This window comes from Acinetobacter terrestris (assembly GCF_004331155.1).
GTDB lineage: Bacteria > Pseudomonadota > Gammaproteobacteria > Pseudomonadales > Moraxellaceae > Acinetobacter > Acinetobacter terrestris.
Window position 1 is genome coordinate 1 of the sequence record NZ_SJNZ01000007.1, and the last position, 13,346, is coordinate 13,346.

Annotated in this window: 13 protein-coding genes; 3 read left to right on the forward strand and 10 right to left on the reverse strand. The window is 42.3% G+C overall.

Annotation, left to right across the window (positions count from 1 at the left end):
• Positions 1 to 196 precede the first annotated feature (196 nt).
• A complete protein-coding gene (locus tag E0H81_RS05315) occupies positions 197 to 877 on the reverse strand; it encodes a M23 family metallopeptidase (protein ID WP_131317144.1) in 681 nt (226 codons plus the stop codon).
• 108 nt (positions 878 to 985) lie between these two features.
• Between E0H81_RS05315 and E0H81_RS05320 the strand changes: the two genes are divergently transcribed.
• Positions 986 to 1,426 carry a DUF721 domain-containing protein gene (locus E0H81_RS05320; protein ID WP_131317146.1) on the forward strand — a complete coding sequence of 147 codons (441 nt, stop codon included), beginning with the start codon at positions 986 to 988 and terminating at the stop codon, positions 1,424 to 1,426.
• Between the two features lie 97 nt (positions 1,427 to 1,523).
• Here E0H81_RS05320 and lpxC read toward each other — a convergent pair whose 3' ends face one another.
• From lpxC to gshB, 9 genes are all read right to left on the reverse strand, one after another.
• On the reverse strand, positions 1,524 to 2,426 hold the full coding sequence (lpxC, locus tag E0H81_RS05325; RefSeq protein WP_131317148.1) for a UDP-3-O-acyl-N-acetylglucosamine deacetylase: 903 nt from the start codon (positions 2,424 to 2,426) through the stop codon (positions 1,524 to 1,526).
• A gap of 122 nt (positions 2,427 to 2,548) precedes the next feature.
• Positions 2,549 to 3,739 carry a cell division protein FtsZ gene (gene ftsZ, locus E0H81_RS05330; protein WP_131317150.1) on the reverse strand — a complete coding sequence of 397 codons (1,191 nt, stop codon included), beginning with the start codon at positions 3,737 to 3,739 and terminating at the stop codon, positions 2,549 to 2,551.
• A 161-nt stretch (positions 3,740 to 3,900) separates the two neighbouring features.
• Positions 3,901 to 5,163, reverse strand: a complete 1,263-nt coding sequence (ftsA, locus tag E0H81_RS05335) for a cell division protein FtsA (RefSeq protein WP_131267756.1) — start codon at positions 5,161 to 5,163, stop codon at positions 3,901 to 3,903.
• A 71-nt stretch (positions 5,164 to 5,234) separates the two neighbouring features.
• Positions 5,235 to 6,089, reverse strand: coding sequence for a cell division protein FtsQ/DivIB (locus E0H81_RS05340; protein WP_131317152.1), 855 nt, complete (start codon positions 6,087 to 6,089; stop codon positions 5,235 to 5,237).
• Between the two features lie 3 nt (positions 6,090 to 6,092).
• Positions 6,093 to 7,022, reverse strand: a complete 930-nt coding sequence (locus tag E0H81_RS05345) for a D-alanine--D-alanine ligase (protein ID WP_131317154.1) — start codon at positions 7,020 to 7,022, stop codon at positions 6,093 to 6,095.
• A gap of 56 nt (positions 7,023 to 7,078) precedes the next feature.
• Positions 7,079 to 8,527: a UDP-N-acetylmuramate--L-alanine ligase gene (gene murC / locus E0H81_RS05350; protein ID WP_131317156.1), complete on the reverse strand. Its 1,449-nt coding sequence runs from the start codon at positions 8,525 to 8,527 to the stop codon at positions 7,079 to 7,081.
• A gap of 13 nt (positions 8,528 to 8,540) precedes the next feature.
• The gene (gene murG, locus E0H81_RS05355; protein ID WP_131317157.1) at positions 8,541 to 9,638 is read right to left on the reverse strand and encodes an undecaprenyldiphospho-muramoylpentapeptide beta-N-acetylglucosaminyltransferase; all 1,098 of its coding nucleotides are present in this window, start codon (positions 9,636 to 9,638) and stop codon (positions 8,541 to 8,543) included.
• 345 nt (positions 9,639 to 9,983) lie between these two features.
• The gene (locus tag E0H81_RS05360) at positions 9,984 to 11,105 is read right to left on the reverse strand and encodes a phytanoyl-CoA dioxygenase family protein (protein WP_205677718.1); all 1,122 of its coding nucleotides are present in this window, start codon (positions 11,103 to 11,105) and stop codon (positions 9,984 to 9,986) included.
• Between the two features lie 14 nt (positions 11,106 to 11,119).
• Positions 11,120 to 12,061, reverse strand: coding sequence for a glutathione synthase (gene gshB / locus E0H81_RS05365; RefSeq protein ID WP_131317159.1), 942 nt, complete (start codon positions 12,059 to 12,061; stop codon positions 11,120 to 11,122).
• Positions 12,062 to 12,178: 117 nt separating this feature from the next.
• On the opposite strand from gshB, the gene E0H81_RS05370 reads away from it, so the two are divergent.
• Both E0H81_RS05370 and E0H81_RS05375 read left to right on the forward strand, forming a co-directional pair.
• The gene (locus E0H81_RS05370; protein ID WP_131317161.1) at positions 12,179 to 12,391 is read left to right on the forward strand and encodes a DUF3565 domain-containing protein; all 213 of its coding nucleotides are present in this window, start codon (positions 12,179 to 12,181) and stop codon (positions 12,389 to 12,391) included.
• A gap of 70 nt (positions 12,392 to 12,461) precedes the next feature.
• On the forward strand, positions 12,462 to 13,340 hold the full coding sequence (locus E0H81_RS05375; RefSeq protein ID WP_131317163.1) for a viperin family antiviral radical SAM protein: 879 nt from the start codon (positions 12,462 to 12,464) through the stop codon (positions 13,338 to 13,340).
• Positions 13,341 to 13,346: the final 6 nt, after the last annotated feature.

Genomic DNA, 13,346 nt, shown 5'->3' on the forward strand with positions numbered 1-13,346 from the left:
AAAAAAAAAAAAAAAAACCGCCAATATAGGCGGTTTTTTATACAATAAGTATTCGGTACAATGATAATATAAGACTTAGAAGCTATGGCGGCTTTTTACTCTACTCTTTAATTAAATTACCACACTCTTTAACAATCGTTACAGCTCTTTAAATTAAAACCGACACAATGGTTTTTAAAAGTTGTCACACTGAGTTTTATGGCAACATCGCTAAATAAGCGGATGGGTTTTTACGCTGACCGTCTTTGACTACTTCATAATGTAAATGCGGGCCGGTACAACGACCTGTACAGCCGACATTGGCAATATGCTCACCCGCTTTTACCTGATCACCGACACGGGCGATTAGACGAGATGCATGGGCATAACGTGTTAAATAGCCATTACCATGGTTAATTTCAACATATTGGCCATAACCGGTGCCCCAACCTGATTTAGTGACAACACCTGGACCAGTGGCATAAATAGCCGTACCACTTGCTGCAGACATATCCAAACCTGAATGGTTTTCAGCGCGGCCACCCATGGTACGACCACCATAATTTGAGCTTACGCGTTTCATGTCAGGAAGTGGATGAGCTACCAACCAAGAGTAAGGATTGTTAGAATAGCTTTTTGAGGTGCTTGAACCGTATTTTTTTGCGAGCGATTCATTGTTCAATTCAACAGTTTTTTCACGTAATTTGACGCTCATTTTTGTTTCAGCAGGAATATCAATATCATTTGATTCTGCATATGAACCTTGAGCCAAAGTACGGGTCAACTGTTCAATACGATCTGTTGATACGTCAGAATTTAGCTCTACCAAATCGGCAAAAGCTACGGATGCGGCAGACGCTGCCAATGAAAACGCTAATAAAATACGTCTCGTATGCATAAAAAACCTCTTTTAACTGTTCTTAGTTAATGTCCTTGCGTGATCTCTTCCTTGATATCTACTGAAAGGAGCGCATAAGATTAAGACACAAATATGTAGGAACAATGTATGTCTGAACCGGTCAAGCTCTTCCAACAAACAAGAAAACACTTAAAAACAGGAAACTTTACGTTTCTCTCTACACAAGTTGCTGCATGGCAGAAACTTACAAAACTTATTCAACCCTTATTGCCCCAACCAGAGCAATGGCAAGTTGTATGTTATGAAAATGGCATTTTGACGATTACCGGTGCCAATCAAGCCATGATTAGTCAACTGGCATATCTTCAAAAGCAATATATTGTTCAACTGTCACAATTGCCCGAATTCAAAGATTTGCATAAACTGCAAGTTCGTTTAAGAATTCAAACGCAAACCCCGCTTAAGCCTGAAGCACTGACCAGATCCCTTAGTCCAGATACCCAAGATTTAATTCGTGGTGCTGCTGACTTTGTGAGCGACCCTAAGCTTAGCCAAGCAATGCTACGTTTGGCAAGCAATAAAAAGTAACTGACATTTTGATGTCGTTGAAATTAGTCACAAATTCCGTGACCTGTTTAACACTCACGTTTGTTATATTATAACACAGCCATTAAAAGACAATGACTTATGTCACACTCACATAAGAAATTGGACATTGCGTTTCGTCATCAAATGTTACAATTTCGTAACTCGTTGGGTCGCTTTTAACATTACGTAATAATTGATTATTTAAGGCATGGCCCGATTTATAGCCATCAAACTTTGCAATAATTTGATGCCCAAGCAAATATAAATCCCCCACGGCATCCAAAATTTTATGTCTTACAAATTCGTCTGAGAAGCGCAACCCTTCCTCATTGACCACGCCTGTCTCATCTACTCCAATCGCATTTTCCAGACTCGCGCCTAAGGCCAAGTTATTGGCTTTAAGATAGTCTAAATCTTTCATAAAACCGAAAGTACGCGCTTCACTCACTTCATAAACGAAAGTTTCGGTAGAAAAGTCGATAGTTGCAGACTGGTATTCTTTTTTAAAGGCAGGATGATCAAAATCAATGGTGAAATTCAGTTGAAAGCCTTCATGCGGATGAAACACAGCGCGTTTATCCTCTATCAAGGCTTCAACAGGTTTTAAAATTTTGATAAATTTTTTCGGCGCATTTTGTTCTTGTAGTCCGCCTTGCATGAGCAAATAAATAAACGGACCTGCACTACCATCCATAATCGGCACTTCAGACGCAGAGACTTCGATAATCAGGTTATCAATGCCTAACCCTGCAATGGCGCTCATCACATGTTCAATAGTGCCGACTTTGGCATTTTCCTGAACCAAGTTAGAGCACATAAATGCTTCTTGAATCAGCATAGCATTGGCTTGAATATCAACGGGTGGATCTAAATCGATACGTCGAAATACAATTCCCCCATCCACATGGTGCGGCACAAAGTTAATCAAGACTTTTTGCCCACTATGAAGACCGATACCGCTCGCTTTCACGACACGTTGCAGGGTTCGTTGTTTCAACATTTTTTCTATCATCTGCTCATAAAACCGCTATACGTTAGCATATTTAGCCATTGATAAAAAACAAAAAGGCCGTATTACTACGACCTTTTGTAAATCTGTAAACCAGAACTAAAACGATTAGTTTACTTACGTTGTTGATTTTTCAAATAATCTTGAATACTCATTGGTGTTGGACGTGCTGCACCTACTGCAGGAGCAGGGGCTGTACCGGCATCACTGTTTTGACGCTGAATTGCAGGTACATCATCATCTTCAACAACAGCATGCGCAACATGGTTGGCTGGACGGGTTGCAGACTGAGAGGATGGACGTTTCACTGTATCAGCTGAATCTGCCGAATTACGGGTCAAGCCGGTTGCAATCACAGTTACACTCAGTTCATCGCGCGCATCTGGATCAAATACCGTTCCGTAGAACACTTGACCTTCGTCCAAATCGACAATTTGATTGACAACATCGGTAATTTCTTCAATTTCACCGAAAGTCACATCATCACCACCGGTTACGTTAATTAAAATACCTTTGGCATTCATGATAGTCACGTTATCCAGCAATGGACTACGAATCGCTTGTTCAGCCGCTTGACGTGCACGGTTTTCACCACGACCTGAACCCACACCCATCATGGCATAACCACGCGTACTCATAGCAGTCTTCAAATCGGCGAAGTCAAGGTTGATATGACCTGGACGAACCACAAGATCAAAGATACTGCGTACCGCATTGAGCAATACGTCATCTGCTTTCTTGTACGCGTCTTTCATTGAAATATCGCGGAATACCTTAAGCAAACGCTGGTTAGGAATAATGATTAACGAGTCAACATGTGCTTCTAAAGCTTCAATGCCTTTTTCAGCAGATTGCTGACGACGTTTCCCTTCAAAATTGAAAGGTGTAGTCACCACACCGACGGTCAAAATGCCCATTTCTTTGGCAATTTCAGCCACAACTGGCGCAGCACCGGTACCTGTACCACCACCCATACCCGCAGTTACAAACACCATGTCTGTACCTTCAAGGTGTTGGCGAATGATTTCACGGCTTTCTTCAGCAGCAGTTTGACCCACTTGAGGATTTGCACCTGCACCCAAACCGCGTGTGCTTTGCTCGCCTAACTGGATTTTGAATTGGGCATTCATACGGTCTAAAGCTTGTTTGTCCGTGTTGGCACAAACAAATTTTACACCCTGAATGTCTGACTCGAGCATATGTTGTACAGCATTACCACCAGCACCACCTACACCAAATACAGTGAAACGGGCTTGACCGTTGCTATCGTTTTGATCATCTTCTAAAAATTCAAATGAGGCCATGACCTTTGGATTTCCTAATTCGTAATTGGCAGTCACTTAAGCCCGTATACTGCCTTGATCTTAATAAAAAATTATGTTTTAGGATGCTGCCCAACTACACGCTTGTCAAGTCCAAGCCCTTAGACGTACAACTTCCTAACAATATTCCCAATAAATTCAACTTAAAATATCGATTTTAACTGATTATTTAATGCCGACCATGCTCGACCTACTCGCTTAAAAACCGACAGTTTTTCAGGATCTGTAGATTCTACAATGGTATCTTGCGTGTCACTTTGACTAAACATCAATAATCCTGCAGCTGTTGCATATTGCGAACGACGCAAAGCTGCCTGATTTTGCTCTTCAGCATATACCTGTACCGGCGGATTTCCTAAATGTGCCGAAACCCCCAACATGTGACGTGCCAGATTCACCATTCCTTCGATTTGGCTTGCATCACCTGTCAGTACCACACCATGGTATAAACCATGAATCGCACCGTTACGTTGTAACTCTTGATGAACTTGAGTCAAAATTTCTTCATAACGCGCAATAATAATTTCTGCCAATTCAATCCGGCTGATGGTTTGTGGACCATCAATGCCCTGGAATTGAATCATATGATCAGGTTTCACCACTTTCAGGTCAACACAACCATACAATAACTTGATTCGTTCCGCTTCTTCCGTGGTGGTCTGCAACACTGCTGCAATGTCACGCGTAACATGCTCGCCACCACGTTGCAAAGTATGCGTCAATGCAAGGCGGCCATCGAGATATACCGCAATATTGGTGGTACCCGCCCCAATATCCACCAGGCATGCCCCATACTCTTTTTCATCTTTGAGCAGGCTTGCTTCAGCGGTTGCCAAACAGGACACCACCATTTTCTCGACGCCAATATTGGCACCTTTCAGCGCGCGATCCAGATTCTGCATGGTACTGATTGGCAGCATCATGAGCTGATAATGCCCGATCATGCTATGTGCAGACATGCGAATCGGATTTTGTACCCATTCTGCCGAATCATCCAGTTCAAAGCCCAAAGGCACTGCACTGACCAAATAATGATCTGAGGTCAAATGACTGGCTTTGGCCAACTCTAGCGCCCGAACCACTTCACTGGTGGTAATGGTATGGTCGCTATTTTCAATAGGTGTACGACCTGATGCATAAAAGCTTTTTAATTCTGCACTTGGGATGGAAATCCAAGCGGAATGCACCCGGCATTCAGCCATATCTTCTGCTTCTTGTACGGCATTTTTGATTGCAGTAATGACTTTATCGAGACTTACAATTTTCCCTTTATTCATGCCTCGGTTACGAGCGGTTGCCATCCCAATCACTTGGATATTGTCTGGCGCATGTACCTTACCAATCAAAACTGAAACTTTGTGTGTCCCAATGTCAATCGCAACAACCGAGGGAACAGCTTCATTCATTATCTACTACTACCATTACGTGTTTGGTTGATTTATGGCCATAAGCCTCTATTTTATATAAAGCCGTTCAATTATGGCTTTACCGGTATTGTATCTGCAATGCTTGTGTCATCAATCGTTACAACAAAATGACCATTTATAATACTTGGAGGGGTTGAATTCTTCCATTGTATCGCCAATCCATTTCGATAACGTAAGTCAATTGACGAGATTTTAGACCAAACCGGTTTTAAATCACTTTGTGCCAGATGACTCAAGCGTTGAAGCTTACTCATGGTCTGATCCTGGTCCACAATAATGCGCAAACCCGAATCAAACTGCATAAACCAGGTCATACGTTCTGTTAAATATAATTCTTTTAAACGAACATTGACCGGCAGGAATAACTGATTAATTTCATTGTAGCGACGCATCATCATTTTGGACTGAGAGGTTGGGCCGTGCAGCAATGGCAATTTTTGATTATTTTGCGGAATCACTTCTGCAAAAATATCACCACTGTCGCTTAACAGTCGCCCAGTCCCCCAGCGCGCAATGGGATGACGCGGCATCACTCGTACCCGAATCGAGTTGGGCCATGCACGTGATACCACCACGCGATCCACCCAGGACAACTCGAGCGCCTGATCTCGAATTTGTTCCAGATCAGAGGTGAAATAATTTGCTGTTACCGCTGGGGTAACATGCTGCATGACCTGACTGTTTTCAGCGTCTGAACGCGTACCTACAACATTGAGTTCCGCGACATGCGCATCGGTCATGACTGTATATAAAGCATAGACCCCTACAGCCAATACCATGAGTGCAACCAGCAATAACAACCAGCCACCGGCATTCGCAAGCTTTTCCTTACGGGTCGGCGGCTTGTCATGTATGGAGGTAATTGCTGCTCGTTTACGGCGCATTGAAGCAGGAAGTTGAGCCATGGTTTAGTGAGCCGCACCCGTCAAAGTTTGTTCCAAAATGGCAACGCAAAGCTCATCAAAGCTATACCCTACCGCTTTTGCAGCTTTAGGTACCAATGAATGACTGGTCATGCCTGGAACAGTGTTCACTTCTAACAACCAGAAGTTGCCTTGTTCATCCTGCATGGCATCAATACGACCCCAGCCACTTGCACCCACGGCCTGGAAAGCACGCAAAGACAAGGCTTGCAAACGTTTTTCATCATCTTCGCTTAGACCGCAAGGAATGCCGTACTGCACATCGTTACGGTTATATTTGGCTTCATAATCGTAAAAAGCCACATCTTTTGGCGGCTCGAGACGAATCACAGGAAGCGCCTGACCATTCAGAATCACAATCGTGAACTCACGACCGCTAATCCATTTTTCGGCCATTACCACTGCATCATGTTCAGTGGCTTTTTCAATCGCGTTGGCAAAGTCTTCAATCCGTTCAACTTTGCTCATACCAATACTTGAGCCTTCATGTACCGGTTTGATAATGAAGGGCAAGCCAATACTGTCGACGACAGCATTCAAATCAGAATCTTTGGTCACAATACGGTAAGGTGCAGTCGGCAGTTCAGAACCTTGCCAAACCTGCTTGGTTTTGACCTTATCCATACCAATGGCTGAGCCTTGTACACCGGTACCGGTATAAGGCAGATTCAACCATTCTAATGCGCCTTGAATTTGACCATCTTCACCGCCACGACCGTGTAAAACAATAAATGCGCGATCATAGTTGACCAGTTCAGTCACGCTACGCTGTTGCGGGTCAAAAGCTTCTGCATTTACACCCGAGCGTACTAATGCTTCAAGTACAGCCTTACCACTATCTAGAGAAACCTCGCGCTCAGCCGATTTACCACCAAGCAACACGGCAACTTTGCCGAATTCTGAAGCATTTGCCACGTTTATATCCTTAAACTTTATAACTGAACGATCAAATTCAAAACCACAAAAAGTGATTATTTTAAATACAATTTATTTTGTGCAAGCTCAATCGAGATAGCACCCACATTACCTGCGCCTTGCGTTAATAACAAGTCATTCGCTTTTAACACTTTTTGCACCGCATTTTGCAAATTGCCTTCTACAGGATCAATCAAAATCGGTTCAACATCGCCACGTAAACGAATGCTACGCGCCAAGCTGCGACTGTCCGCGCCCACAATCGGTTTTTCACCGGCAGGATACACTTCCAGCAATAGCAATTGATCGACTTGTGACAATACATCTACGAAGTCATCGAAGCAGTCACGGGTACGGCTAAAGCGGTGCGGCTGGAACATCATCACCAAACGACGGTCTGGATGGCTTTGGCGCGCAGCTTTAATGGTGGCTTCCACTTCTTTAGGATGGTGACCATAGTCATCGACCAGTTTTACATTACCGTCTTCAAGCTCAAATTCACCTTGCACCTGAAAACGACGACCTACCCCACTAAAGCCTTCCAAGGCACGGCAAATTGCCGCATCAGACACGCCTTCATCCGTTGCCACGCCAATGGCAGCCAAGGCATTGAGTACATTGTGCAGACCCGGCTGGTTCACCGTCACCCGCAATGGCTCGCGATCTTTACGTAACACGGTAAAGTGCGTGCGCATGCCGTCTTGATCCACATCAACCGCACGAATGTCATTATCTTCGTTGAAACCGTAAGTTAAAAGTGGACGGCCAATACGCGGCATGATTTCGCGGACATTGGCATCATCACCACAAACCACGGCTAAACCATAGAATGGAAGTTTCTGTAAAAATTGTACGAAGGTATCTTTTAATACGTCGAAGCTACCGCCATAGGTATCCATATGATCGGCATCGATATTGGTCACAATTGCAGCCATCGGATGCAAATGCAAGAAGGTCGCATCAGACTCATCCGCTTCAACCACGATATAACGGCTCGCACCTAGTGCAGCATTCACGCCGGTACGATTCAGCAAACCACCGATCACATAAGTCGGATCCATGTTTTCTTCCGCCAACATACAAGTGATGAGACTTGTGGTTGTGGTTTTACCATGTGTGCCCGCCACTGCGATCCCATGACGGTAACGCATCAACTCACCCAACATTTCAGCACGACGAACCACAGGAATACGGGTTTCAATCGCGGCCTTGATTTCCGGGTTTTCTGGATCAATCGCTGTAGAAACGACCAGTACATTGGCATCTTTAATATTTTCAGCCGCATGACCGATATAAACTTTGATACCGTTTTCTTCAAGTTGTGCAGTCGTTTTAGATGCCTTGATGTCAGAACCGGAAACTTTATAGCCCTGGTTTTTTAACACTTCCGCAATGCCACACATACCGGCACCACCAATCCCTACAAAATGAATATGTTTGATACGGCGCATTTCCGGCACTTTAATTAATTTTTTCGCTTGCTCAGCAGGAGTAGATGGAGACATATATCACTCTAATTTACAATTCTTGAATTAAACGAACCACATGCTGTGTTGCATCAGGTTGTGCTTTTTGACGTGCTTTGACTGCCATTTCTGACAACAATTGGCGATTCATCAGGGGGGTTAGCAATTCTTTTAAACGATCCGCAGTCATGCTGGCTTGTGGGCAAATTTTCGCAGCATTGATATTCGCAAGGAATTTGGCATTTGCAGTTTGATGGTCATCCACTGCACTTGGCAATGGAACAAAAACCGCGGCCACACCCGCAGTTGCAATTTCAGTCACCGTTAATGCGCCCGCACGGCAAATAATTAAATCGGCATCCGAATAAGCTTTGGCCATATCTTCAATAAACGGTCGTACTTCAACCTGCAATGTAGTAGGTGCATCGCTATAACGTGCTTGCGTTGCATCCTGATGGTTTTGACCACATTGATGAAATACCTGCATCGGCACATCAAGTTGTTTCAATGCTTCCGGCACACGCTCATTTAATGCTTGCGCACCCAAGGAACCACCGACAATTAAAATCTGTAAAGGCTTGGCCGCTTTTTCACGTTCTTGATAACGCCAAGACGGATTTAAAATTTCTGTAATTTCTTTGCGTACAGGATTGCCCGTAGTCACAATTTTTGCATTTTCAGCAAAAGTACCCGGAAAAGCCTGACACACGGTTTTGGCAATACGGGACAACTGGGTATTGGTAAAACCTGCAATCGCATTTTGCTCATGGATAATGACCGGGATCCCCAAGGCGCGTGCAGCCAGACCACCCGGTCCTGCCACATAACCGCCAAAACCCACAACAGCATCAATCTTGAGCTGTTTCATGTAACGCATGGCGCTTAAAGTTGCTTTTAAAATTTTTAAAGGTGCCAATAATTTACGTACCACACCGTTGCCACGTACACCCTGAATATCAATTTGATAAATTGGAATATTGTGATTTTTTAATAGACGATTTTCCATGCCTGCTGGCGTTGCAAGCCAAGACACCTGTACCCCTTGTTGCTGTAATTCTTTAGCAACAGCGAGTGCTGGAAAAACATGCCCGCCAGTACCTGCGGCCATCATCATGACATGTTTGGGCTTTGTTTGCGTTGCTTCAGTCACAGTCTAATTCTTCAATTCTAAAATATGGATAACGAAATTCGATTTTAAGCGATCAATTGTAATCACAAACGCATAACCGTGAAAGGTTATTTACTTTTTTTCAACAGGCGCTTCATTGTTTTTTTCTACGTATTTAAAAGTTTAAACTAGTTTTATTATTAATCGAGGAAAAATATACAATTTAATGCATTTTTTATCCGGTTTTGTGATCTTGTTTTTGATCAGCCGATCAATTTAATACGCTTTCGTCCCAAAAGCTTCATTAAAAAAGAGCCCAAATTGGACTCTTTTTTATCTCGTAATGATTCAATCAACTTAATGAAAAGTATCCTGTCACTTTTACTGTTATTTGGTTTTTACGACCGCAGGCTCGGTTGCATATCGTTTACCCACTTTTTTCCATGGATTATTGCGTTGATATTTTGCCTCTAGAAAATCCAGGCCTTTCCAGTACAACGGAACAAGTCTTTTATTCAGCACAGGTAAAGCCAACGGATTTAAACCCACCCACGGCAAAAAAGGATTTCGGCGGGCATAGGCCCACAGCTCAATCCGCGTCGATGCATGAGTGGATTGACCGCGCGCATGAAATCCATAGGTATCGGCTACAACCAGGGTGTTGGCCTTAACTGCAAAGGCCTTGGGCTGCGCATATCCCATAGACAGCAGTTCTTCAGGTTTGACCCGGAAAGAACCACGGCGGGTCATGGTATCGGTCTTTTCAGTAATCGATAAAGCTTTTTGGTGTTCCCAGTTTAAACGCGATTCTGTGAGCTGATGTGAACCCGGCACATAGACAAAAGGCCCCTCATCTTCAGCGACATCGGTCAAAAACAGCCAGGCTTTTACCGTTGGATGAAAGGTATCACTATGTAAATTGGTTTGTGGATCGGGACGAGCTTTACGCACATGCGATAAAATCACTTGCACATAATACATGGGCTGAACTTTGAAGCTTCCCACATAATTAACCAGACTTTTCCACTGATGGCTTTGCAGCAATGTATTTGTTGCAGGAAGTTGATTCAGCACTTGATGATCCAGAGACATTCGACGTGTCACGGTATCGCCTTGCAAGGTTTCCCGGGTCTCGAATTTTGTCTCCAGCAATTCCTGCTTTAACTGCTTAAATTCAGCATCGGACAAAAAATTTTCTTTTAAAATAAAACCGTTCTGCTGAAATTGTTCAACATCTTCTAAAGCAATAAAATGAGCAAGATGTTGCCTACGCCGTTCTGCCAATTGCGCTGCTTTTTGCACCCGAAACCGGTGTAATCCCAGCTGATTAAATACAGGATTTCCAATAATTGAGTGTGATTCAAAAGATTTCGCTTCGCCAAAAAGTGTAAAAGCATCCCCCATCAGCTTAATTGGTTTTTCTCTGACCAAAGTTTTAATTTCATTGAGCGCAACTTGGGTGCACTCATCTTGAAAAAAACTTTTGATCTTTTTTAGCGTTATTTTCATGGATCAAACCTGACTTATTTTTGACCGGCTTCTAAAACATCAAATAAATCATCCGCGATAGATGTACCAAACTGGTCATCAATTTCACGGATACAGGTTGGACTGGTGACATTGATTTCTGTCACGTAATTGCCAATCACATCTAGACCGACAAAGACCAGTCCTTTTTCTCTGAGATAAGGACCGACTTTTGCAGCAATCGCTTTGTCATTTTCAGAAAGTGGACGCGCTTGACCCAATCCACCTGCGGCCAGGTTGCCACGAACTTCGCCATTTTGCGGAATACGCGCCAAACAGTAAGGTACAGGTTCACCATTAATCATCAAGATACGTTTATCACCCTCAACAATTTCCGGGATATAACGCTGCGCCATAATCGGTTGGGTCGCATTATTGGTCAGCATTTCAATGGTAGACCCAATATTGATACCATCTTGATATAAACGGAAAATGCCTGTACCGCCCATACCATCGAGTGGTTTTACAATGACATCGACGTGTTCTTTCAGAAATTCACGAATCAGCGCTTCATTTGAGGTCACTAAAGTGGGTACCTGAAGCTCTGGAAACTGGGTGGCAAATAATTTTTCATTACAGTCGCGCAGGCTTTGCGGTTTGTTAATAATCCACGCACCTTCACGTTCTGCCTGTTCCAGAATATAAGTGGTATAGACAAAGTTCATATCGAACGGTGGGTCTTTACGCATCAACACCACGTCATAATCTGCAATTGATTCTTTTTTCTTTTCACCCAATTCAAAGTAATGGTTATAGTCTTCAAATACTTTTAAGGGTGAAATTAAACCAAAAGCTTTGCCATATTCGATATATAAATCTTGCTGTAATGCATAACCCAACTCATGTCCACGACGGCTGGCTGCCCACAGCATCGCCATAGAGGAATCTTTTTTCAGGTTTACATTTTCGATGGGATCCATCACAACAAGTACGCGCATATCGATCTGCTCATATATTTTTAAATTGATAAAAGTATAACGGAGTTTAATCTTTCTTTTTTCTCAATTTTGGTAAAGCTTTTATATGATTGTACAAAGCAGTTTCAGGAGCAGTTGATGCAACAGGCAATTATTGGTTTTCATTTGGATGAGGAAAATGACTGGGTTGCAGATTTAGCCTGTGGTCATGCACAACATGTTCGGCATAATCCACCGTGGCAAAACCGTCCTTGGGTGATGACTGAAGAAGGACGGAAAGAAAAATTAGGTGTGAGGCTAGAATGTAAAAAGTGTGAGGAACAAAATCTAGATCAAGCTATTGTCTCCTAAGTGTCTCCAACTTATCAATTTTTCTAGCTTAATTTTGTTTTATCCGAAACAACTTAAAGGAAAAATTGAAATGTCGAATACACCTAAAGAACTTGTTGTTAATTGGCATATTACTGAGGCTTGTAACTACAAATGTGATTACTGTTTTGCTAAATGGGATGGTAATAGCAAAGAAATCTTGCACTCTCAATTTAAAGTAGAGGCATTGTTTGAGCAGATTGAAAATATCAGACACTTATTAAATAAAAAATCCCAGATGATTTATTTTGACAAATTGCGCCTAAATTTAGTCGGTGGTGAAACTTTCTTATATGGAAGGCAATTAGAGGATATCGTTAATCTATCAAAAAAATATGGTTTTAAACTTTCTGCTATTACAAATGGCAGCCTCTTTAACGTAGAAAATATCGAACTAATTGCCAAAAATTTTTCATCTATAGGTATTAGTGTTGATTCACTAAATGAGCAAACTAATTTAGCGATCGGACGTGCATCTAAAAAAGGTGTATTTAATCCCTCTGAAGTCTTAACAGCTATTAATCACGTCAAAAAATATAGTCCAAATATAGAAATCAAAATAAATACCGTTGTGAATAAATTCAATGTTTCAGAAGACCTAAGTAATTTCATTGCTCAAATTAAACCTAAGAAATGGAAAATCTTTAAACTTTTACCAGTTTACTCAAATAAATTAGTAATTCTTGATCAGGAGTTTTCCCAATTCTTACAAAGACATTCAAATTTTGAATCAATTATAAGTGCGGAAAATAATGATGATATGACGGAATCATATTTAATGATTGATCCACTAGGACGATTTTTTCAAAATGGTCTAGCAGACGGTTATAATTATAGTGCACCTTTATGGGAAACATCAGCTGAAATGGCCTTGCAGCAAATCAACTTTGAATCAAAAAAATTTATAAATAGATATAAAAGAATCATTTAGTTATAA

Excerpts from the sequence above, each read along its gene's own strand:
- E0H81_RS05340 (WP_131317152.1), bottom strand. The coding sequence starts at position 6,089 with ATGGCTCAACTTCCTGCTTCAATGCGCCGTAAACGAGCAGCAATTACC.
- murC (WP_131317156.1), bottom strand. The coding sequence starts at position 8,527 with ATGTCTCCATCTACTCCTGCTGAGCAAGCGAAAAAATTAATTAAAGTG.
- E0H81_RS05315 (WP_131317144.1), bottom strand. The coding sequence starts at position 877 with ATGCATACGAGACGTATTTTATTAGCGTTTTCATTGGCAGCGTCTGCC.
- ftsA (WP_131267756.1), bottom strand. The coding sequence starts at position 5,163 with ATGAATGAAGCTGTTCCCTCGGTTGTTGCGATTGACATTGGGACACAC.
- gshB (WP_131317159.1), bottom strand. The coding sequence starts at position 12,061 with ATGCGCGTACTTGTTGTGATGGATCCCATCGAAAATGTAAACCTGAAA.
- ftsZ (WP_131317150.1), bottom strand. The coding sequence starts at position 3,739 with ATGGCCTCATTTGAATTTTTAGAAGATGATCAAAACGATAGCAACGGT.
- E0H81_RS05370 (WP_131317161.1), top strand. The coding sequence starts at position 12,179 with ATGCAACAGGCAATTATTGGTTTTCATTTGGATGAGGAAAATGACTGG.
- E0H81_RS05375 (WP_131317163.1), top strand. The coding sequence starts at position 12,462 with ATGTCGAATACACCTAAAGAACTTGTTGTTAATTGGCATATTACTGAG.
- E0H81_RS05320 (WP_131317146.1), top strand. The coding sequence starts at position 986 with ATGTCTGAACCGGTCAAGCTCTTCCAACAAACAAGAAAACACTTAAAA.
- lpxC (WP_131317148.1), bottom strand. The coding sequence starts at position 2,426 with ATGTTGAAACAACGAACCCTGCAACGTGTCGTGAAAGCGAGCGGTATC.
- E0H81_RS05360 (WP_205677718.1), bottom strand. The coding sequence starts at position 11,105 with ATGAAAATAACGCTAAAAAAGATCAAAAGTTTTTTTCAAGATGAGTGC.